Origin of the sequence: Streptomyces sp. NPDC085900, assembly GCF_044540925.1 — a bacterium.
GTDB classification, from domain to species: domain Bacteria; phylum Actinomycetota; class Actinomycetes; order Streptomycetales; family Streptomycetaceae; genus Streptomyces; species Streptomyces gilvifuscus.
Map to the genome: position 1 here is coordinate 438,105 of NZ_JBITSP010000006.1, position 20,156 is coordinate 458,260.

Annotated in this window: 18 protein-coding genes; 13 read left to right on the forward strand and 5 right to left on the reverse strand. The window is 71.8% G+C overall.

Going from position 1 to position 20,156, the window contains the following annotated elements; genetic code table 11:
- The first annotated feature begins 152 nt into the window (after positions 1 to 152).
- The 3 genes from ACIGDI_RS23575 to ACIGDI_RS23585 are packed head-to-tail and all read left to right on the forward strand — an operon-like array spanning position 153 to position 4,977.
- Positions 153 to 1,670 (forward strand): tetratricopeptide repeat protein, encoded by a 1,518-nt coding sequence (locus tag ACIGDI_RS23575; RefSeq protein WP_399899811.1) that lies wholly within the window; start codon positions 153 to 155, stop codon positions 1,668 to 1,670.
- Positions 1,667 to 3,325 (forward strand): sulfite exporter TauE/SafE family protein, encoded by a 1,659-nt coding sequence (locus ACIGDI_RS23580; RefSeq protein ID WP_399899814.1) that lies wholly within the window; start codon positions 1,667 to 1,669, stop codon positions 3,323 to 3,325. The genes ACIGDI_RS23575 and ACIGDI_RS23580 overlap by 4 nt, the downstream gene beginning before the upstream one ends.
- Before the next feature lie 44 nt (positions 3,326 to 3,369).
- Positions 3,370 to 4,977: a serine/threonine-protein kinase gene (locus ACIGDI_RS23585; RefSeq protein WP_399899817.1), complete on the forward strand. Its 1,608-nt coding sequence runs from the start codon at positions 3,370 to 3,372 to the stop codon at positions 4,975 to 4,977.
- Here the strand turns inward: ACIGDI_RS23585 and ACIGDI_RS23590 are convergent, their stop codons facing one another.
- Positions 4,978 to 5,784 (reverse strand): SGNH/GDSL hydrolase family protein, encoded by an 807-nt coding sequence (locus ACIGDI_RS23590; protein ID WP_399899820.1) that lies wholly within the window; start codon positions 5,782 to 5,784, stop codon positions 4,978 to 4,980. It lies immediately after the preceding gene.
- 240 nt (positions 5,785 to 6,024) lie between these two features.
- Here ACIGDI_RS23590 and ACIGDI_RS23595 point away from each other — a divergent pair, with 240 nt between their 5' ends.
- From ACIGDI_RS23595 to ACIGDI_RS23615, 5 genes are all read left to right on the forward strand, one after another.
- Entirely contained in the window at positions 6,025 to 6,444 is a 420-nt protein-coding gene (locus ACIGDI_RS23595; RefSeq protein ID WP_399899823.1) for a hypothetical protein, read from the forward strand.
- 347 nt (positions 6,445 to 6,791) lie between these two features.
- Positions 6,792 to 7,613: a glycosyltransferase family 2 protein gene (locus tag ACIGDI_RS23600; RefSeq protein WP_399899825.1), complete on the forward strand. Its 822-nt coding sequence runs from the start codon at positions 6,792 to 6,794 to the stop codon at positions 7,611 to 7,613.
- The gene (locus ACIGDI_RS23605) at positions 7,610 to 8,614 is read left to right on the forward strand and encodes a glycosyltransferase family 2 protein (protein WP_399899828.1); all 1,005 of its coding nucleotides are present in this window, start codon (positions 7,610 to 7,612) and stop codon (positions 8,612 to 8,614) included. The genes ACIGDI_RS23600 and ACIGDI_RS23605 overlap by 4 nt, the downstream gene beginning before the upstream one ends.
- The gene (locus tag ACIGDI_RS23610) at positions 8,611 to 9,411 is read left to right on the forward strand and encodes a polysaccharide deacetylase family protein (protein ID WP_399899830.1); all 801 of its coding nucleotides are present in this window, start codon (positions 8,611 to 8,613) and stop codon (positions 9,409 to 9,411) included. The genes ACIGDI_RS23605 and ACIGDI_RS23610 overlap by 4 nt, the downstream gene beginning before the upstream one ends.
- A complete protein-coding gene (locus tag ACIGDI_RS23615) occupies positions 9,404 to 13,225 on the forward strand; it encodes a lipopolysaccharide biosynthesis protein (protein WP_399899833.1) in 3,822 nt (1,273 codons plus the stop codon). Before ACIGDI_RS23610 ends, ACIGDI_RS23615 begins: the two co-directional genes overlap by 8 nt.
- 12 nt (positions 13,226 to 13,237) lie before the next feature.
- On the opposite strand, the gene ACIGDI_RS23620 is transcribed toward ACIGDI_RS23615, so the two are convergent.
- Entirely contained in the window at positions 13,238 to 14,668 is a 1,431-nt protein-coding gene (locus tag ACIGDI_RS23620; protein ID WP_399899836.1) for a xylan 1,4-beta-xylosidase, read from the reverse strand.
- A gap of 158 nt (positions 14,669 to 14,826) precedes the next feature.
- Between ACIGDI_RS23620 and ACIGDI_RS23625 the strand changes: the two genes are divergently transcribed.
- Positions 14,827 to 15,921 carry a DUF5925 domain-containing protein gene (locus ACIGDI_RS23625; protein ID WP_399899838.1) on the forward strand — a complete coding sequence of 365 codons (1,095 nt, stop codon included), beginning with the start codon at positions 14,827 to 14,829 and terminating at the stop codon, positions 15,919 to 15,921.
- Positions 15,922 to 15,944: 23 nt separating this feature from the next.
- A complete protein-coding gene (locus ACIGDI_RS23630; protein WP_399899841.1) occupies positions 15,945 to 16,712 on the forward strand; it encodes a DUF72 domain-containing protein in 768 nt (255 codons plus the stop codon).
- A gap of 173 nt (positions 16,713 to 16,885) precedes the next feature.
- Here ACIGDI_RS23630 and ACIGDI_RS23635 read toward each other — a convergent pair whose 3' ends face one another.
- Positions 16,886 to 17,257, reverse strand: a complete 372-nt coding sequence (locus ACIGDI_RS23635) for a GntR family transcriptional regulator (RefSeq protein ID WP_200699784.1) — start codon at positions 17,255 to 17,257, stop codon at positions 16,886 to 16,888.
- 72 nt (positions 17,258 to 17,329) lie between these two features.
- Here ACIGDI_RS23635 and ACIGDI_RS23640 point away from each other — a divergent pair, with 72 nt between their 5' ends.
- On the forward strand, positions 17,330 to 18,262 hold the full coding sequence (locus ACIGDI_RS23640) for a GNAT family N-acetyltransferase (RefSeq protein WP_399899844.1): 933 nt from the start codon (positions 17,330 to 17,332) through the stop codon (positions 18,260 to 18,262).
- Positions 18,243 to 18,743 (forward strand): DUF402 domain-containing protein, encoded by a 501-nt coding sequence (locus ACIGDI_RS23645; RefSeq protein WP_399899847.1) that lies wholly within the window; start codon positions 18,243 to 18,245, stop codon positions 18,741 to 18,743. Before ACIGDI_RS23640 ends, ACIGDI_RS23645 begins: the two co-directional genes overlap by 20 nt.
- Positions 18,744 to 18,746: 3 nt before the next feature.
- Here the strand turns inward: ACIGDI_RS23645 and ACIGDI_RS23650 are convergent, their stop codons facing one another.
- A complete protein-coding gene (locus ACIGDI_RS23650) occupies positions 18,747 to 19,388 on the reverse strand; it encodes a class I SAM-dependent methyltransferase (protein ID WP_399899850.1) in 642 nt (213 codons plus the stop codon).
- A 139-nt stretch (positions 19,389 to 19,527) separates the two neighbouring features.
- Between ACIGDI_RS23650 and ACIGDI_RS23655 the strand changes: the two genes are divergently transcribed.
- Positions 19,528 to 19,662, forward strand: a complete 135-nt coding sequence (locus ACIGDI_RS23655) for a hypothetical protein (protein WP_384818347.1) — start codon at positions 19,528 to 19,530, stop codon at positions 19,660 to 19,662.
- A 22-nt stretch (positions 19,663 to 19,684) separates the two neighbouring features.
- Here ACIGDI_RS23655 and ACIGDI_RS23660 read toward each other — a convergent pair whose 3' ends face one another.
- The gene (locus ACIGDI_RS23660; protein ID WP_399899853.1) at positions 19,685 to 20,134 is read right to left on the reverse strand and encodes a GNAT family N-acetyltransferase; all 450 of its coding nucleotides are present in this window, start codon (positions 20,132 to 20,134) and stop codon (positions 19,685 to 19,687) included.
- Positions 20,135 to 20,156: the final 22 nt, after the last annotated feature.

A 20,156-nucleotide genomic window follows, 5' to 3' on the forward strand; every position in this document is an offset into this window, starting at 1 on the left:
CCCCCTACGGCGGACCGGGCGGTTCTTCGGAGCGGCCCCGCCCGGTCCGCGGTCCACCTCCCAGCTGGCGCGGCCCGCACAACTCATCCCCCACGGTGCGGGCCGCGCCGCCCCACCACTTCCGTACGACGCACGGCACTTGAGGAGAGGGCATGGCCCCGCACACGAACGACAGCGAGCCGGACGACCGCTCCGCGGAAGGGGGCGGGACGGACAGTTCCTCGTCTGCGGGTTCGTCCGGGCCGGTCGCGCCCCTCGAGGACGTCGCCGAACCGGAGTCGACGGCCGCCCCCGACGAACGCGTCGCCGCCGTGCGCCGGATCGCCGCCGCCGGCCGGCGTTGGCGCACAGCCCAACTCGCCGGAACGGCAGCGCTGTTGGCCATCGCCCTCACCGGCGGTTCCATCGCCTACGGCGCCATCCGGGACCACGGCGGAACGACCGTCGCCGCAGCGCCGAACGCCATGTCGCCGGCGCTGCTGAACAGCGGGGACATCGACTCCGGCATCGCTGCCCTGCAGACCCAACTGCGGGCGCAGCCAAGGGACTACGGCAGCTGGGCCACCCTCGGTCTCGCCTACGTGGAGCAGGCCCGCACCAAGGGCGACCCCTCCCGCTATCCGCAGGCCGACAAGGCGCTCAAGCGCTCCCTGGCCCTGAAGCCCGGCAACGAGCAGGCCGTCACCGGACAGGCCGCCCTCGCCGCCGCCCGGCACGACTTCAAGGACGCCCTGAAGTACGCCGACCAGGTGCTCGCGGAGAACCCGTACAGCCAGAACGCCCTCTCCTCCCGTGTCGACGCCCTCGTCGAACTCGGCCGCTACACCGACGCGTCGAAGGCCGCCGACACCGCCGACTCGCGCCGCCCGGGCGTCCCGGTCTTCACCCGGTACGCGTACGTCCACGAACTGCGCGGGGACGTGAAGACGGCCCGCCGGGTCCTGGAGCAGGCCCTCGCCACCTCCACCACCCCCGGCGACATCTCCTACGTCGCCGCCCAGCTGGGCCAACTCGCCTGGAACCAGGGCGACTACAAGACGGCGCTCACCTACTACGCCCGTGCCCTCGCCGCGGACGAGAACTACCTTCCCGCGCTCGAGGGCCGCGCCCTGGCCCAGTACGGCAGCGGCGACCGGGCCGCCGCGATCGAGGGCATGGAGCAGGTCGTCGCCCGCTATCCGCTGCCGCAGCCGCTCGTCCAGCTCGGCGAGCTGTACGAGGACCGCGACGCCAAGGGCGACCGGGCCAAGGCCCACGACCAGTACGCCCTCGTCGACGCCTGGATCGCCCTCGCCCGCGCCAACGGCGTCAACGCCGACCTCGACACCGCCCTCGCAGCCGCCGACCACGGCGACAGGACCGCGGCCCTGCGGGCTGCCCGCGCCGAGTGGGCCCGCCGGCACACCGTGCACACCGCGGACGCCCTGGCCTGGGCGCTGCACGTCAACGGCAAGGACGCACAGGCTCTGCCCTACGCCAGGCAGGCCACCGCGACCGGCTACCGCAGCGCCTCGTTCCTCTACCACCGCGGCATGATCGAACGCGCCACCGGCCACGCGAAGGACGCCCGCTCCTCCCTGGAGGCGGCGCTGAAGCTGAACCCCGGCTTCTCGCCCCTGGGCTCCCGCGAGGCCCGTAAGGCGCTCAAGAGCCTGGAGGCGACCAAGTGAACTGCCGTCGTCTGTTCGCCTCCGGTGCCGCCGTCCTCACGGCGGCATGCGCGCTCGCGCTGGTTCCTTCCACCGGCGCGAGCGCGCACCCCCTCGGCAACTTCACCGTCAACCGCTACGACGGCCTGGTCGCCGCCCCCGGCGAGCTGCGCGTCGACCACGTCGAGGACCTCGCCGAGATCCCGGCGACCCAGGCAGGGCCCGACATCAGGCGGCTCGGCATGGCCGAGTGGGCGAAAGAGCGGTGCGAGAAGGCGGCCAGGGACAGCAGGGCCGAGGTCGACGGCCACGCCACCACGCTCGAGACGGTGAGTGCCGAGGCCCGGCTGCGGCCCGGCCAGGCGGGCCTGCACACCCTTCGCGTGGAGTGCCGGCTGACGGCGCCGCTGCCCGAGGGCCACACGGTGAGCCTCGGCTTCCACAGCGCGGGCGCCTCCACCGGCCCCGGCTGGCGGGAGATCACCGCGCGCGGGGACCGGATGACGCTCACCGCGACGGACGTACCGAAGAAGTCCGTCTCGCACGAGCTCACCACGTACCCGAAGCAGCTGCTCTCCTCACCCGCCGACACCTCGTCCGCCTCCCTGCGGGTGCGGCCCGGCGGGCCGGCCCTGGCCGCGGACCGGCAGGACGCACCCGCGGCCTCCGTGCTGCCCCGCGGCGCCGACCGCTGGACCGAGGCCCTCAACAACCTCGTCGCCCGCCACCACCTCACCGCAGGTTTCGCCGCGCTCGCCCTGCTGATCGCGATCGTGCTGGGCGCGATGCACGCGCTCGCCCCGGGCCACGGCAAGACCCTGATGGCGGCGACGGCGGCGGCCCGGGGCGGCAAGGCCCGTCTGAAGGACGTCCTGCCGCTGGCCGCCTCGGTTACCGTCACCCACACCCTGGGCGTGGTCGCCCTGGGCCTGCTGGTCACGGCCGGCTCGGCGGCGACGCCCTCGGTCATCGCCTGGCTGGGCCTGGCCAGCGGTGTCCTGGTGCTGGCGGCGGGCGTGAACCTCGTACGCCGGGCCTGGCGCAACCGCGCGCACGGGCACGCGCACCACCACTCCCCTCGGGAAGCGGCCCCCGAACGGCGGTTGGAACTAGTGGGCGCCCACGGCGCGACGGCCCCGACCGAGCACGGCCACACGCACGACCACGGCCCTGGGCACGATCACGAGCACCACCATCACCACGGTCACGACCACGAGGACGGTCACGACCACAACCACGGCCACGGCCACGGCCACGATCACGACCACCCCCACCACTCGCACGAGGTCGAGCACACCCACGGCGGCTTCACCCACACGCACTCCACCGCCCCCACCCTCCGCGGCACCCTCCTCCTCGGCTTCGCCGGCGGCATGGTGCCCAGCCCCTCCGCCGTCGTCGTCCTGGTCGGTGCCGCGGCCCTCGGCCAGGCGTGGTTCGGTCTGCTGCTCGTCGTCGCCTACGGCATCGGGCTGGCACTGACCCTCACCGCGGCCGGGTTCGCCGTCGTGAAGCTGGGTACGGGAATGAGTCGGGTGCTGGACAACCGTCCGCGCTGGACCACGCATCCCGTGGCGGCCCTGGTGCGCAGGAGCGCACCGCTGGCGTCCGCCCTGGTCGTGGTGGCCTTGGGGGCCGGTCTGGTCCTCAAGGGGGCGGCTTCGGCACTCGGATGAGTTACTTTGTGAATGACTCAGGTGAGATGCCGTGGGGGGCGTCGGTGTCCGAAGACCCTGGCAGTGAACGTCTGATCGCGGGCCGCTACCGTCTGCTGTCCCCTCTCGGCGAGGGCGGCATGGGAACGGTGTGGCGGGCCCGCGACGAGGTGCTGCACCGCGAGGTCGCCGTCAAGGAGGTGCGCGCGCCGGCCGGGCTGGCGGCCTCGGACGTAGAACGGTTGTACGCCCGCCTCGAGCGCGAGGCGTGGGCGGCCGCGCGGGTCGCCAACCGCAACGTCGTCACGGTGTACGACGTGGCCACGCAGGACGGCCGCCCCTGGATCGTCATGGAACTGGTCCGCGGCATCTCGCTGGCCGAGCTCCTGGACGCCGAGGGCCCGCTGGAGCCCCGGCGGGCCGCGTACATCGGTGCCGAGGTGCTGTCCGCGCTGCGGGCGGCGCACGAGGCCGGTGTGCTGCACCGGGACGTGAAGCCCGCCAATGTGCTGCTGTCCAACGACGACCGGGTCGTGCTCACCGACTTCGGCATCGCACAGGTCGAGGGCAGCTCGGCGCTGACGATGACCGGCGAGGTGATCGGCTCGCCCGAGTTCCTGGCGCCGGAGCGGGCGCTGGGCCGCACACCGGGCCCCGAGTCCGACCTGTGGTCGCTCGGCGTGCTGCTGTACGCCGCCGTCGAGGGCAACTCCCCCTTCCGGCAGGCCACCCCGCTGAGCACCCTGCGCGCCATCGTCGACGAGGAGCTGCCGCCGCCGCACCGGGCCGGGCCGCTCGCCCCGGTGATCGAGGGCCTGCTGCGCAAGGAGCCGGCCGAGCGGATCGCGGCCGACCGGGCCGAGCAGGACCTGCGGCTCGTCGCGGCCGGCGGTACGCCGAGCGCCGACGGCGCCCTGGCGTCGCCGTACGCGCCGACGATCGCGGCCTTCCCGGAGCCGGTGTCGCCGACCCCGCCGATGCCCTATCCGACCGCGGCGAGAACCGGGCCGGTGCCCGGTGCGGGCACCACGACCACCGACGCCCGGCCGCCGGAGCGCAACCGCCGCGCCGGCCTCGTGCTGGTCGTCGGCGTGGTCGTCCTGGCGCTGGCCGTCGCGGGGCTGACGTACGCCCTGCTGCACCACGACGGCGGCGGCAAGAACCCGAACGACGCCGGCAGTCCCCGCTCGGGGACGCGGACCTCGGCGCCCGCCACGGACACCGGGCCCAGCACGAGCCCGACGAGCCCGACGCCGAGTGCGAGCGCGAGCAGTTCGAGTACGCCCCAGTCCGTGCGCGTCACGCTGGCGGGGGCGAACACCACGTACTCCGGGACCTGCCCGCCGGACAAGTCCCAGGCGCCGACCTTCACGGCCACGTTCACCGTGGGCCGGGTGCCGGCGACGGTGACGTACCGCTGGGTGACGCAGAAGGGCTCGCTGCCCGGGGAGTGGAAGACGCTCTCCTTCCCGGCCGGAGGCGGCCGGACGCAGCAGGAGAGGAACTTCATCACCACCCGTGACAGCAGTGGCACGTTCCAGGACGTGATCGGTGTGGAGGTGCGCGATCCCGCGCACGCCACGTCCAACTCGGTGCCGTTCTCGCTGACCTGCCAGGCGGAGACCCCGACGGGCGGGGCCTCCCCCAGTACTTCGGCGTCACCCTCCGGGTGATCAGACCGCGCCGGCGAGGACCGGCAGATAGCCGCCGGACTGGCCGGACGCGGTGGGGTGGTACGACTCGCCGATGTTGAGCCAGTTCACGCTGTGCAGCCAGGAGCTGCCGGAGCAGATCTCGTGGCCGGTGAAGGTGGTGCGGACGTCGCCGAAGGCGAAGCCGTGGTTGGCCGCGGCCTTGTTGATCGCGGTGTCGAGGTAGTCGGCGGCGCCGTTGATGGCCGTCCGCTTGGTCTCGGACAGGCCGAGGCAGGTGGTACCGAGCTTGTAGAAGCGCGGGTAGCCGAGGACGACGACCCGGGCGTTCGGGGCTTTGGCGCTGATCGCCGAGTAGACGTTGTCGAGCTGGCCCGGCAGCGTCGAGTCGACGTATGCCTTGGCGGTGTTGATCCGGGACAGGCAGGTGCTGTCGGACTGGAGCACGCAGGTGGTCATGACGTCGGCGAAGCCGGCGTCGTTGCCGCCGATCGAGATGGAGACGAGGGCGGTGGCGGAGCTGAGGGTGCCGAGCTGGTTCGCCAGGACATCACCCGTACGGGCGCCCGAGCAGGCCTTGAATTCGAAGGTCGAGGGTGAGTGCGCGGCCGCCCACAGGTAGGGGTAGGCCTTGGTGCTCTGCTTGCAGTCGCCGCTGGCGCTGAGGTAGCTGCCCGCGCCGACCCCGGAGGAGTAGGAGTCGCCGAGGGCCACATAGCTGCCGGTGGCGGCCTGCTGGGACGCCTGCGCCGCCGTGGCCCCGGTGAGGGCCGTGCCGACGGCGAGGAGGATCGAGCTCACGAAAACGGCAATTCGGGAACGTCTCATGGAACCTCCCTTTAGCAGGATCTCTGCCGTAACCGTCGTACCAACTACGCGTGTTGATGGGAAGTGTCCATGTCAAGACTGTTGAAAAGCCTTCAACTTCCGGTTGTGAACGGCCTGGATGGAAAATTTGTTCAGGAATGCACGAGAAACGGCTGTAGGCCCTTTGGTCCCTTGACGCCCCCTCTTGCGCTGAGCGACATTGAAGACTGGCATCCGGCGCGCTGGGGGGCGAAGTCGCCAATGCAGACGATCCACATCAGAAGACGCGTCAAGACGCCTTCGTCCGACGGCGCAGAGCAGGCGCGGCAGGGCCCGGAGGGGGACCTGTCACCGTTGCTCGCCGGCGCCGCGACGGCCGTGGGGGCCTTCGGTGCGCTGCTCGCACTCGTTGACGCGGACTCACCCCTGCGCGGACCGTGCACCCTGTTCTTCCTGCTCGCGGCACCCGCGACCGCCATCTGGGCGGCGCTGCGCGGGCTGGAACGATTCGGCCGTGTCCTCACCGCTCTCGCGGGCGCGGTCGTCCTCGACATGCTCGTGGCACAGGGCATGTTGGCCGTCCATCGCTGGTCGTGGCGCGGCGGGATCATCGCCGTAACCGTGATCAGCTGTCTCCTTCTACTTCTAAGTTGTGTAACGGTCAAACCAACAAAAACGTGAGGCCTGGCGCCAGGCCTTGCCATATGGGTTCAATCGTCAATACCGTCGTACATCTCACCCGCATCGGACCATCTTCAAGCGGCTCTCGGGGAGGGCTCAAGGACCGCGATGGCTGCCGGGGCGGGGCGCGGTAGGGGGGTGCCGTGCTCGGTGACCGCGAACTGTGACCGAGTCGTGCCGCGCGACCGGCTGCCGCCCTGCGGCAGGCGGCCAGCTTTGCCAGCTCGCCTCGGCGTGCACGTAGCTCCATCTCGTCATGCCACAGGCGTGAACCCCCCTTTCGAACCGGATACAAAGCCGGGCCGCCCGGGGGCGGGCGGCCCACCGGACGAGAGGGACCAAGACTCATGAGTTCTGTTCTTCGGCCGGCGGCCAAGAATCACGGGCCGTCAACAGCCGACAAATACCGGCCGATCTCCACTCACCTGGCCATCGCGCCGCCGGTGAGTGTGGTGATCCCTGCCATGAACGAGGCGGAGAACCTTCCCTACGTCTTCAAGACGCTTCCGGACTGGATCCACGAAGTCGTTCTCGTGGACGGCAACTCCACGGACGGCACCGTCGAAGTGGCCCGCGAGCTGTGGCCCAAGGTCAAGGTCGTCGAGCAGCGGGGCAAGGGCAAGGGGGACGCCCTGATCACCGGGTTCGAGGCGTGCACCGGCGACATCATCGTGATGGTCGACGCGGACGGCTCGGCGGACGGCAACGAGATCGTGTCGTACGTCTCCGCCCTGGTCTCCGGCGCGGACTTCGCCAAGGGCTCGCGCTTCGCCAACGGCGGCGGCACCGACGACATGACCTTCATCCGCAAGCTCGGCAACTGGGCGCTGTGCACCATCGTCAACCGCAAGTTCGGCGCCCGCTACACCGACCTCTGCTACGGCTACAACGCGTTCTGGCGGCACTGCCTCGACAAGATCTCCCTCGACTGCACCGGCTTCGAGATCGAGACCCTGATCAACATCCGGGTCGTCAAGGCGGGCCTGAAGGTGCAGGAGATACCCAGCCACGAGTACCTCCGCATCCACGGCACCAGCAATCTGCGGGCCGTCCGGGACGGGATCCGGGTGCTGAAGGTGATTCTCAAGGAGCGGTCCAACCGCAAGGAGCTGCGCCGCCAGGAACATCACTCGCCGCTTCTCGACTCGGTGCGGGGAGAGGCGTCTTGAGCGATCTCGACGTCTCCGTCGTGATCTGCGTCTACACCGAGGACCGCTGGGAGGACATCCTCGCCGCGGTCTCGTCGGTGCGGGCGCAGTCCCGGCCCGCTCTGGAGACCCTGCTGGTCGTCGACCACAATCCGGCCCTGCTGGAGCGGCTGGCCAAGGAGTACAAGGAAGCCGACGAGGTGCGGGTGCTCGCCAACGCGGGCCCCCGTGGGCTGTCCGCCGGCCGCAACACCGGTATCGCCGCCTCGCACGGCGAGGTCATCGCCTTCCTCGACGACGACGCCGTGGCCGAGCGGGACTGGCTGCGCCGCTTCGCCGAGGGATACGCCGATCCCCGGGTGATGGCCGTCGGCGGCCGGACGATGCCCATCTGGGCGTCGGGGCGGCGGCCGGCCTGGTTCCCCGAGGAGTTCGACTGGGTGGTGGGCTGCACGTACCGGGGTCTGCCGGCGGGCCTGGTCCGGGTGCGCAACGTCCTCGGCGGGAACGCCTCGTTCCGTCGTACGGCGTTCGACGCGGCGGGCGGTTTCGCCACCGGCATCGGACGCGACGGCGACAAACGCCCGCTGGGCTGCGAGGAGACGGAGCTGTGCATCCGGCTCACCAGGGCCAGACCCGACGCGATCCTGCTGATCGACGACCGTGCGGTGATCCATCACCGGGTGCCCGAGGCGCGCGAGCACTTCGGGTACTTCCGCACGCGCGCGTACGCCGAGGGCCTGTCGAAGGCGCTCGTGGCGCGCAGCGTGGGCGCGGACAAGGGACTGGAGTCCGAACGCCGGTACGCCACGCGCGTGCTGCCGGCCGGGGTGGCGCGCGGGCTGCGCGACGCCGCGCTGGCCAGGCCGGGCGGCGCCGCCCGGGCGGGGGCGATCGTCGCCGGGGTGCTGACCGCGGCCGGGGGGTACGTGGTGGGGAGCGTCCGCGCCCGCCGCGGCGGAGCGGCCTTCACCGTCGCCGCGATCGAGGGGGCGGCCGATGACCGAGGGGGGAGCTCATGACCGAAGCACCCGTGCCGATTCTCATGTACCACTCGGTCGCCACCGCGCCGAACGACGCCACCCGCGCGCTGTCGGTGGCGCCGGAGGCGTTCTCCGAGCAGATGGCGCTGATCGACGGCCTGGGTCTGACTCCGGTCAGCACCGGTGATCTGGCGGCGGGTTGGCGCTCGGGGCGCCCACTGCCGCCGCGTCCGGTGCTGATCACGTTCGACGACGGCTACGAGGGCGTGCACCGGCACGCGCTGCCCGTGCTCGCCAAGCACGGCTTCGCCGCCACCCTGTTCGTCTCCACCGGCTGGATCAGGGGCGCGTACGACGCCGGGGACGCCCTCGACACCATGCTCGACTGGGACCAGATCCGCGAGATCGCCGCCGCGGACGTGGAGATCGGCGGCCACAGCCACACCCACCCGCAGCTCGACCAGCTCGGCGACGAGCGGCTGCGGCACGAGCTGGCCCACTGCAGGGACATCGTCACCGACGAACTGGGCAGCGCCCCGGTCTCCTTCGCCTACCCCTACGGCTACTCCAGCCGCCGGGTGCGCGAGGCGGTCCGGGAGACGGGGTACGCCCAGGCGCTCGCCGTCGGCAACGCCCTCGCGCGCCGCCGCCAGGGCCCGTACGCCCTGCAGCGGGTCACCGTGCGCCGCTCCACCGGGATCGAGGAGTTCGAGCGGCTGGTCGAAGGCCGTTCGATCGCCCGCCACTTCGCCAGGGACCGTGCCCTCACCAAGGGGTACGCCATGGTCCGCAGAGCACGCCAGGTCCGCCGGAAGGCCATCCGTTCCCGTGTCTGACACGACGACCACGACAACCCAGCCGCAGTCCGCGAGCGAGGCGCCCGAGCAGTCGGGGCGCCGCCTTCGCCTGCCCGGCATGGGCAGGGGCGGTGGCAGCCAGCTGTTCCGCAACGCCTACGCGCTGATGCTGAACACGGGCATCTCCGCCGTCCTGGGCCTCGGCTACTGGCTGATCGCCGCGCGCTACTACTCCGACTCCGCGGTCGGCCAGGGCTCGGCCGCGATCGCCGCGATGAAGCTCCTCGCGGGGCTGACCGCGGTGACCCTGACGGGCGCCCTGGCCCGCTTCATCCCCGTGGCCGGCCGCAGCACGGGCCGCCTCATCTTCCGGACCTACGCGGGCAGTTCGCTGGTCGTGTCGCTCGCCGCGATCGTCTTCCTGCTCACGCTGAACATCTGGGGGCCGTCCTACCGCTTCCTGCACGGACCGGTCCACGGCCTCGGCTTCATCGCGGCCGTCGTCGCCTGGAACGTGCTCACGCTGCAGGACGGAGTGCTGACCGGTCTGCGCAACGCGCCCTGGGTGCCGGTGGGCAACACCGTGTTCTCGGGGGTGAAGCTGGTCCTGCTGGTCGCCCTCGCCGCGGCCATTCCCACCACCGGTGTCTTCGCCTCCTGGGTCGCGGCCATCGCCTTCTCCGTCGTACCCCTGGGCTGGCTGGTCTTCCGCCGACTGGTGCCCCGGCACATCGAGGCGACCGAGGACCACGCCCACCCGCCGTCCGTGAAGGAGATCGGCAGGTTCCTCGCGGGCGACTACACGGGCTCGCTGTTCTCGCTCGCCGTGGTCTACCTCGTCCCGGTGATCATCGCCTCGCAGGTCAGTTCCAAGGACAACGCGTACTTCTACATCACCACCACCATCGGCGGCACGGTCAACCTGCTCGCCATCAACATGGGCGCCTCGCTGACCGTCGAGGGCTCGCACGACCCGGCCCGGCTGGCGGTCAACACCCGTGCGGCGCTCCGGCGGATGGCCCGGATCATGTTGCCGATCTGCGGCCTGATGTTCGTCGGGGCGCCGTGGATCCTCGGTGTCTTCGGGCAGGGCTACGCGGACGCCGCCACCCCGCTGCTGCGCTGGTTCGCGGTCGGCGCGCTGCTGCGGGTCGTCATGGAAACGTACTTCGCTGTCCTGCGCGCGCAGAGCCGCACCGCCGGACTCGCCTGGCTGCAGGGTCTGTTGTGCGTCCTGGTGCTGGGCCTGACGCTGCTGCTGCTCCCCCGCATGGGGCTGACCGGCGCCGGTGTCGCCGAGATATCCTCGCTCGCGGTGATCGTCACCATCGCGGCGCCGAAGCTGTACCGCACCCTGAAGGCGGCCCCGGCCGAGGTGCCCGAGGACGCGGCGCCCGACGGGGACCTCGCCGACTTGGGGACCGCCACCGTGCCGATCACCGACAAGGCGCGCCGGCGCGGCCCGGCCTGGGCCCTGGACACCGACACCCTGGCGCTCGGCATCCACGTCGACTTCGACCACCTGGAGCGCCGGCCGGATGTGCGGCCGGGGCCGGGGACGCCGCCGACGGGGACGCCCGTGGTGCGGGCCGATCACCGGCCGGCCTGGGCGAAGGCACCGGAGGTGGGGCTGCCCGTGGAGCCGGCGGCCCCGCCGCGCGAGCGCAGCCGGGCGTGGGGCAGCGAGCCCGGTTCGGAGGCCTCGGTGGGGCCGGCCGTGGTGGAGGTGGACGCGCCGTTCGGGGCCGCGTCCGCGGCGCGGGCGGCCGAGAGGGACGTACGGGAGGAGCCGTCGGCGCGGGAGCCCCGACCGCCCTCCCTCCCGTGGCGCGAGCGTCTGCACCCCACGCGGGTCGGGCTCGTCCTGGGCGGCGCGCTGGTCGCCGCGCTGCTGCTGTACTGGGTGCCCGCGCTGGGGCTCGGTGAGACGGACCTGGACGGCATGGGCGGGCTGGGCCTGATCTCGGTCCTGCCCCTGCCGACGCTCCTCGGAGCCGCCCTGCTGGTCGCGGTGTTCGCCTCCCTGCTGTGGCTGGGCCGCGAGCACAAGGCACTGCTGCTGATCACCCTGCTGGCGACCGTGGTGTCCCTGCACGCGCTGCCGGCCGTCCTCGAGACCGAGCCGCGCTTCCCGACGGCCTACCAGCACCTGGGCTTCCTGGACTACATCGACCGCACCGGTTCGGCCGTGCCCGACCTGGACGCCCGCTGGAGCTGGCCGGGGTTCTTCGCGGTGGCCGCGTTCGTGGGCCGGGCCTGCGGGGTCACGGACTTCACCGAGGTCGTCCGCTGGTGGCCGCTGACCATCCAACTCCTGTACCTGGCGCCGATGTTCCTGCTGGTGCGCTCGATGCGGGCGAGCTGGCGGGCCAAGTGGACCGGCATCTGGATCTTCGTGCTCAGCGGCTGGGTCGGCCAGGACTACTTCTCCCCGCAGGGCTTCACGTATCTCCTCTACCTGGCCTTCGTCGCGATACTCCTCGTCTGGTTCCGCGCGCCGCGCGTGATCTGGACGAAGAGGCGGCCCGGCGAGGCGGAGGTCGAGCCGGTGGACCGCCGTCAGCAGGCGGTCCTGCTCGGGGTGCTGATCGGCCTGTTCGCGGCGAGCGTCCCGGCCCACCAGCTCACCCCGTTCGTGATGCTGGGCGTCCTCACGGCGCTCGTCCTCGTCGGCAGGTCGGAACTGCGCGGTCTGCCCGTGCTGTTCGCCGTGCTGGTGGCCGTCTGGGTGGGCTTCATGGCCGAGCCCTACTGGTCGGGGCACTTCGACGACCTGTTCGGCGGCGTCGGCGGCGTCGGCAGCAATGTGTCCACGTCCGTCTCCGGCCGCATCCAGGGCGGCGACTCCACGCACAAGCTCGTGCTGTACACGCGGGTGCTGCTGGCCGGCGGTGTGATGACGTTCGCCTGCTGGGGCTGGTGGCGCCGGCGCGACCACAAGTACCGCGAACGCTCGCTGCTGGTGCTGACGTTCGTGCCGTTCCTGGGCTTCGGGATGCAGTCCTACGGCGGTGAGATGGCGCTGCGCGTCTTCATGTTCGCCGTGCCCGGCGCCGCCCTGCTGGCCGGTCTCGCCCTGTTCCCGCGCACCGGCGTCACCGCCGAGGAGCGGGACAAGGACCGGGTGAGCCTGGCTCCGCTGGCCGCGCTGCTGGCGGGCCTGCTGCTGATGGGCGGCTTCCTGGTGGCCCGCTGGGGCAACGAGCCGTTCGAGCGGGTGCGGCCCGGCGAGGTCGCGGCCATGGACTACGTGTACGCGCACGACAAGCCGACCGTGCGCCTGCTGTGGCTGAGCAACGACACCGTCAACGACGTGACGCCGGCGATGCCGTGGGGCACCAAGGACATGGAGCGGGTGAACTACGTGCCGACGCTGGCACCGGCCGACCCGGTCCTGGTGTCCGGCCTGGTCAAGGCGCTCAAGGACGCGGGCCCGAACTCGTATCTGATGATCAACGAGAGCCAGCTGACGTACCTGCGGATGGACGTCGGCTACTCCGCCACCTGGGGACCCCGGCTGATCCAGAACCTGGACCAGAGGCCCGAGTTGAAGAAGGTGTACGTCAACTCCGACGCCACCGTCTACGCCCTCGGCAAGCAGCCCGCGGGCGCGGTGCCGAAGCCCGACCCGGGTCCGATCGGGCCGCAGATCACCTGGACGCCGTGGTCGGTCGTCGGCGCCCTGGCGGCGCTGGCGCTGATCGTGATGCTGACGGCCCGCGAGGTCGTCCGGGTCGCGATGCGGCCGAGCGTGCGCCAACTGCGCTGGCTGCAGAGCAGTTTCTGGTTCTCGCTGCCGCTGCTGGCGGTGCTGCTGGCCTCGCTGGTCCAGCGGTTCCTGACGATGAAGTGACGGCGCGGTGGCTCAGCGCCTCAGCCACCGCACCTCGTAGGCCTGCATGTCGAACCGCTTGCCGTCGATCTTCGCGCTGATGGACCGGTCCAGGGTGTTGACCACCAGGACGGTCCGGCCGGTGGCGAGGACACGGACGTTGGGCACGTCGTCCGGGGCGACGGACACGGTCGTGTACGTCGTCCCGGGCGGGAACTCCTGGCTGAAGCGGGAGACGAGATCGAACATGGGGAGTTTCCCGCCCCCGCCACCGCGGTCGGTCGGTGTCCACAGGCACCCCGCGCAGCCGTCGCCCTTCTCGTCCTCCGGGTTCCAGTAGAAGCCGGAGGAGGCGCCGCCCTTGACCATGGCGATCATGCCGGCGGCCTGGACGGCGACGCGGCGGGTCTCGGACCAGCCCTTGCGCTCGTCGTTGCCGTCGGCGGGCTCGACGTAGTACTCGGCCCACCACAGTGGCAGGCCGTGGGTCCGCTGCCGCACCCACCGGCCGACGGCGGTGAACTTGTCGGTGGCCCCGAACTCGTTCGGCAGCATGTCGTCGTCGTTGGTGTAGCTGGAGCCGTCGACCACGACGAAGTCGGCGCCGGCCTTGTGCTCGTTCCAGTAGTCGAAGGCGTCCAGGACCCGCCGGTCCATGGCGCCCCAACTGCCCTTGAAGGACGAGGAGGCCTCGCCGGCGCGCGGGTCGACACTGTCCATCACCAGGTAGGGACCGCCGACCATGATGTCCTTGTCGACCTTCTTCAGGGCCTTGTAGACGAGGTTGTAGAGCTTGGTGTAACCCTCGTAGTCCCAGCGGCCCTGGGCGTCGTTCCAGAAGCCCTTGAACTCGTTCCAGACGACGAAGTGGCGTACGTCGGGATAGCGCTGGGCGACGGTCGCGGCGAGCGCGGCGAAGTCGGCGTAGTGCTCGGGCAGCGGTGCCGTCTCCAGCGCGGACCGGCTCCAGTCCGTGTTGTCGACGCCGGCCCTGCCGCCCTTCATCCAGTCCGGGGAGCAGCACAGGGTGACCACCGGGGTGCCGCCCGACCTGCGGATGAAGTCGATACGGCGGTCCATCGCGCCGAAGTCGTAACGGCCCTTCACCGGCTCGGGGTTGTCCGCCCCCCAGCCCATCAGGGCCTGGTCCTGGGGCAGTCCGCCGGCGTTCGAGATCAGCTTCTCGACCCGGTCCGTGGCGGCCGAACTGCCTTCGTCGGCGCTGTACTGGGTGTGGGTGAAGCCCCATCCGACCGCGGGGTCGTCCCGGTTCTTGGGGGTCACCGGGGTGCCGTGGACCGTGGCGCCGTTCTTCGAGGTGCCCCTGGTGCTGCCGCCGCTGTCCGGAAGCGTGTTGATCAGGGTGACGATCAGCGCGAGTGCGGCCACGCCCACGCCGAGCAGCGCGGTGAGCCGCCACCGCAGTGTTCCCCCGGCTCCCGAACTCCACCCATGACGTCCCATCGAGGGCAACAGTAACGGGATGAACGCCACCTGGGGCAGATGTCGTGAATCCACAGTCCTGTAACAGGACGGAGCGGACACAACGCCCCCGCGGATCAGTCCCGACGCGCCACGGAAACCGGGTGCACGGGGCGGTCCCGTGCCGGATCATGGACGCCATGTCTGCGAACCCACACGACGCGCTGCCGATCCGGCTCAACGTCGACGACAGCGACTCGCCGTCCGACGTCGTCGACGCGCTGTTCCTCGGCCGCTTCGCGACGGGCGAGCAGCCGTACTCGCACGCGGCGAACATCGACCGTGTCCGCTCCGGCGCCACGCTGCTGCCGCCGGGCGCCCGCGTGCTGCGGGTGGCCCGCGACGACGACCGCAGTGCCACCCTGGCGGAGGGCGACGGCTGGACCGTGCTGATCTCCCGCTGGAACAGGGGCGCCGACGTCACGGTCACGGCCACCAGCGCCGAACTGGCCGAACAGGTCCTGGACCAGGCGACCGACGGCGCGGCGGACGAGCCCGAACCCCAGCCGGAGAACGTGACGATGGGCTTCTGGTACGTCTCCCCCAGGCGCGGCCCGCACCGCACGACCCGGCAGATCTCCGCGGGCACCTGGGAGGAGGTCCGGGAGAACTACACCGCCCCGGTGGCGGACGCGATGGACCGTCTGATGAAGACGACGCCGGAGGACATCGCGGGCCGCCTGCTCCTGCTGCACGGCCCGCCCGGCACCGGCAAGACCTCCGCGCTGCGCACCCTCGCCCGCTCCTGGCGGGACTGGTGCCAGGTGGACTGCGTCCTGGACCCCGAGAGGCTGTTCAGCGACGTCGGCTATCTGATGGACATCGCCATCGGCGAGGAGGACGGGACGGGCAAGGGCCGCTGGCGGCTGCTGCTGCTGGAGGACTGCGACGAGCTGATCCGCGGCGAGGCGAAGCACACGGCGGGCCAGGCCCTGTCCCGCCTGCTCAACCTGACCGACGGCCTGCTCGGCCAGGGCCGCAACGTCCTGGTCGGCGTCACCACCAACGAGGACCTGGAGCGGCTGCACCCCGCCGTGGTGCGCCCCGGCCGCTGTCTTGCCCGTATCGAGGTCGGCAGGCTGACCCACCGCGAGGCGGTCGGCTGGCTCGGCACCGAGGAGGGCGTGGGCCGCGAGGGCGCGACCCTGGCCGAACTCTATGCACTGCGCCGGGGCACCTCTCCGACGTCGGTGCCGGACCAGCGGGACGGAGCCGACGCGGGGCTGTACCTCTAGGACCCTGGTGTTTTGATGGGGGTATGACCCTGTTGATCGGAACGTCGGGGTGGCAGTACAAGGACTGGCGGGGCGTGCTCTACCCCGCCGGGTGTCCGACGCGGCTGTGGCTGGAGGAGTACGCCGGGCACTTCGCCACCGTGGAGATCAACAACGCGTTCTACCGCCTGCCGACGCGGGAGAACTTCGCCGCCTGGCGCGAGCGGGTGCCGCCGGACTTCGTGGTCGCGGTCAAGGCCAGCCGCTTCCTGACCCACATCAAGCGGCTCCGTGACCCGGAGGAACCGGTCGAGCGCCTGATGACGCACGCGGCGGGCCTGGGCGACCGGCTGGGCCCGGTGCTCCTGCAGCTCCCGCCGACGCTGCGGGCCGACGCGGGGCTGCTGGACGCCTGTCTGGACTGCTTCCCGCCCGGCACCCGGGTGGCGGTGGAGCCACGGCACGAGTCGTGGTGGTCGCCGGAGGTGCGGAAGGTGCTGCAGGCGCGCGGCGCGGCCCTGTGCTGGGCGGACGTGCTCTCGCGCCCGGCGACCCCGCTGTGGCGCACCGCCGACTGGGGCTACGTCCGCTTCCACCAGGGCCGCGCCCGGGCGTGGCCGCACTACGGACGGCGGGCGCTGGAGACCTGGGTGGACCGCATCGCACAGACCTGGGCGGCGGACGACGACGTGTACGCGTACTTCAACAACGACCCGACGGGAGCGGCGGTGCAGGACGCGGCGACGTTCGCGAGGGTGGCGCGAGGGGTGGGCCTGCCCGTCACGCGTACTCCCGCGACGACCGGCGTGTGATCTCCGCCGGGACGGCGCTATGCCGCGGCGGCGCAGTCCCGCGGGGCCGAACCCCGCTCAGCCGCGACGGGCCACCCCGGCGGAGCCGAACCCGCTCGGCCGCAACAGCGCACCCCGGCGGAGCCGAACCCCGCCCAGCCGCATCAGCGCACCCCGGCGGAGCCGAACCCCGCTCAGCCCTTCCCGTACCCGGCCCGCAGCGCGTCCCGAACCGCCGCCAGTGCGTCCGCCTCCGCCAGTCCCAGCCGGCGGGCACGCTCGACGTACGCCTGCGCGGCCGAGGCGAGCTCCCGTTCCGCGGCCGAGCCGGCGGCTGCCACATACGTTCCGTTGCGCCCCCGCGTCTCGATCACTCCGTCGCTCTCCAGCGCCCGGTACGCCTTGGCGACCGTGTTCGCCGCCAGCCCCAGCGACTCGGCGAGCCCTCGCACGGTCGGCAGCCGGTACCCCACCGGCAGCACCCCCGAGCGGGCCTGCTCGGAGATCTGCACCCGCACCTGCTCGAACGGCGGCGCACTGTCGTCGATGTGGATCTTCAAGGTCACGCCACCGATTGTCCCGCACCCGCCGGAAAATGAGGCGCGCCCGATGGTGTCCCCCACGTAGCGTGCGCCCACATGACAGTGAACGTGCGCGATCTGCGCCCCGACGACCCGACCGATGTCGAGGCCTTCGCCCGGGTACGGCACCTCGCCCTGCCGTACATCCTGTGGACTCCGGCCGCCATCCTCCACAACCTCGCCCACACCCCCGCCGAGGCCCGCTTCAGGTCCCTGGTGGCGGAGGAGGAGGGCGAGGTGATCGGCACGGCCCAGGTGCACCTGGCGCACGAGAGTCCGGAGCCGGGCCAGGGCATGCTCAACATCTACGTGCGTCCCGACCGCGTCCACCGCGGCGCGGGCACGCACCTGGTGCGCGCGGCGGAGCGGCACCTGACGGACCACGGCGCGACGAAGCTCCTGGCCTGGGTGCTGGACGAGCCGGCCAACCGCGCCTTCGCGGAACGGCACGGCTACCGGCCCAGCCGCTCCGCCCACTTCCTGCGACTCGACCTCACCACCGACACGCTGCCGCCGGCGCAGTCGCCGCCACCGGGCGTGGAGTTGCGCTCGGCGGCCGACCTCGCGGACGATCCGCGGCCGCTGTTCGAGCTGGACGCGGAGACGGTGTCGGACGAGCCGAGCGACGTCGACACCGAGCTGACGGACTACCAGGCCTGGGTCGAGCAGACCTGGAACCACCCCTGCTTCGACCGGGAGCTGACGACGATCGCGTTCGTCGAGGGCCGTCCCGCCGCCTTCAGCATCGCCTACACGGACGGCCCCACCGGCCGCTACGCCACCGCGATGACCGGCACCGCCCGCGCCCACCGCGGCCGCGGACTGGCCAAGCTCGCCAAGAACAACTCCCTGCACCGTGCCCGTGCGGCCGGCTTCAGGGAGGCCCACACGGGCAACGACACCGACAACGGTCCGATGCTGGCGATCAACAAGTGGTTCGGGTACGAGATCGCCGCGTCGGAGGTGCGCTATGTCCGCGAACTCGGCTGACCTCAAGCGCCGGTTGACCGTCGTCCTCGTCAAGGCGGGCCGTACGAAGATCCGTTACGACGCCGGGCTGCTCGGTGACGACGGCAACCGGATCGCCGTGCGCGCCCCCTGGGCGGGCACCGGCACCCGCGACTTCGGCTTCGTCCGCTTCGAGGCGGGTGACGTCTTCACCGAGTACTACTGGCGGGACCGGTGGTACGCGGTGAAGGAGGTCCGGGACGGCGCGGGGGCGCTGAAGGGCTGGTACTGCGACATCACCCGCCCGGCGGTCCTCTCCGGCTCGGAGCTGGTCGTCGAGGACCTCGACCTGGACCTGTGGCGGTCCGCCGACGGCACGGACGTGCGCCGTCTGGACGAGGACGAGTTCGCGGACAGCGGCCTGCGGGAGACGGACCCGCCGGCCGCGGCCGCCGCGGTGGCCGCCCTGGAGGAGCTGGAGGCGCTGGCCCGCGACGACGGCTTCGGCGCCCTCCTGGCCTGAGCCCTACTCCAGGACCGCCACCACCGCGTACCGCTCGTCCTCGACCTCCTTGCCCCACAGCGCCGACTCCTGCGACAGCCGCTCCAGCCGGACGTCCCCGGTGAGCGGCGCGAGAAGGGCCGTGAGGTCGTCGGCGGGTATACCGACCGGGCTGACCGTCCCCCACACCCCCTCGACCAGCACGAGTCGTCCTCCCGGCCGCAGCAGGCCGCGCCAGTGCCGCAGGGCCCGGCCCGGGTCGGGCAGGGCCCACAGCACGTGCCGTACGAGGACGACGTCGAAGCGCTGCTCCCCCACCGGGGGTGCAGCCGCGTCACCGACGAGGAACACCGCGTCACGGCCGGCCAGCTTGGCCCGCGCGAGAGCGACCATGGCCGCCGAGCCGTCCACGCCGGTGACGCGGTGTCCCTGCTCGGCGGCGAGGAGCGACAGGGAGCCGGTGCCGCAGCCGAGATCCAGGACGTCGCAGGGCCACTCGGGCAGCCAGGCGGTCAGCCGCCGCGCCCACGCCCGCCGTACGTCCGGATCGCGCAGGCCGTGGTCCGGCTCGTCGTCGAAGGAGGCGGCCTCCGTGTCCCAGTCCACGTCGGTGGCCGCGTCGGTCCCGGTCGCGGCCCTGTTCAGACCTTCACTGTGATCCGTCATGGACCCAAGAGTGACACCCGCCACTGACAGTCGAATCGTGACAGCCGCCACTGACAGACCCGCACCGATGAGTCACCCTCCCGGGAAAGGTCTACCTCCGTGAGAACGCGGAACCCGGTAGGCACTGAAGGAGGCAGCCATGCGCCGGACAACTGTGCAGAAGCCCCTGAGGAAGACGGACTCGCGCAGGGTCCGGGAAGAGGCCGACGAGCGTCCCGCCGGTCGTCCGGAGGTGCGCAAGGACATCGCGAGAACGTGGTGGCCGAACGGGTGAGGACCGCCGTCGGCGCCGGTCGTCAGTCCAGCCGCTTTCGGTAGCGGATGCGGTCGTAGGGGCCGTCCACGCGCCGCCCCACGACCTCGTAGCCGTACTTCGGGTAGATCTTCTGGTTCTCGTGCATCAGGGCGTTCGTGTAGAGCCTGACCTCGGGAAGGCCGAGCGCACGCGCGTGTGCGTCCACGAAGTGCAGCAGTCGTCGCCCCACGCCGGTGCCGTGCACGTCGGGGTGGACGGCGATGCTGTCGAGGAACAGATGGTCGTCGTGTTCCTCCAGGACGACCAGCCCGATGACGGGCTCTCCCGTCACGAACACCTTTCCCGCCGCCACGTTCGCCGCGTGGTCCGCCTCCATGGGCACCGGCACCACCCCGATCCGCTCGATGTAGCGGTGGTACGCGGCGTCGGTCACCTCCTTCACGGCCGCCACGTCGGAGGCGACGGCCGCCCGGATCCGCTCATCTCCCATGCCGACACGGTACCTACCTGAT